Source organism: Klebsiella sp. HMSC25G12, assembly GCF_001807705.1.
In the GTDB taxonomy this organism is placed as follows: domain Bacteria; phylum Pseudomonadota; class Gammaproteobacteria; order Enterobacterales; family Enterobacteriaceae; genus Klebsiella; species Klebsiella variicola.
Map to the genome: position 1 here is coordinate 1 of NZ_KV789862.1, position 1,097 is coordinate 1,097.

General features: G+C 47.9%; 1 protein-coding gene. It reads right to left on the reverse strand.

Annotated features, from left to right (window positions below; translation table 11 throughout):
- Positions 1–1,038, reverse strand: a 1,038-nt coding sequence (locus tag HMPREF3096_RS09455) for an IS481 family transposase (RefSeq protein WP_004153148.1), incomplete at its 3' end; no start/stop codon positions are given.
- Positions 1,039–1,097: the final 59 nt, after the last annotated feature.

The window sequence follows — 1,097 nt, forward strand, 5'->3', positions numbered from 1 at the left end:
TGTATGGGTCCACCACATATTGCAATTTTTACTCTCACGTAAAATATAGTCCACTGGCGTCATCAGTTCGAGTGATTTATGTGGCCTTTTGCTGTTATACAGCACCAGATATTCAGCCATTCTTTGATTAAACAAATTCAGGTCCTCAAAAAGCAACAATTCATTGAATTCAATAAATTGTTCTCTAAGTGTCCGGTTAAATCGCTCACAGGTCGCATTCATTTTCGGTGTGTACGGATAGGTCCAGATGTGTTTAATCGAGGCTTCCTGTAGCGTTTTATCAAAGTTACCGAGGAACTCCTTACCGTTGTCAGTGACAACTTGTCTGATAGCGACAGGAAAGAGCTTTGTGGCCTTGCTGAAGAAATGGCTGGTAATATCGCTGTTGAGTGAAGGGACCGCCAGGGCCAGCGCATAGTCGCTGTGCTCGTCGATCATGGTAATGATATAGCGGCGTAGGTCCCCCATCCTGAGTTCAATCGCGTCCATCCCTATGAGTTCGCCTGTTTTTACCGGGCGGTATTGTTTTGGTCTTCTGGGCTTCACTGAGCGTTTTTTTATCAACCGGGCTTTGCCCCTGGCGCTGAGGCGTACGGGGATCATCCGCATTTTATCGTGAGCACCAGCAATGATTCTTCCAATGGTTGACGTGCTGGGACAGGTAAAATGCCGCGCTTCACACCATGGTTTCAGCCTGACAAAAATCTGCTCTTTGCCGAGATTGGGTAACTCAGTTCTCAGACGCCTGATCTCCTTGAGTACATCAGGATGCCAGTGCCTTGAACGGCGAACCAGAGGGGCTTTGCTTCTTGGAATTAGTGCTTCTGGACCACCGGTGCGCAGTAACCGGCGCCACCAGTAGAGTGTTCGCGTTGATACGTCAAAAGCATCAGCTGCGGCACGGATCCCGTGCTTATCCCAGAAGTTCAGAGCCTTCATTCTTAACTTCGCAATCTCGGGCATAAGAGAGTGTTTCATCGCATAAGCAGTTGCTCGGTAATACCCAAAATAGCCGACACCGATATGCTGCATCAACATCTGGCAATCCCTCCTTTAGTGTTCTGAGGCAATTGCAATATCTGTGTGAACTTACACAG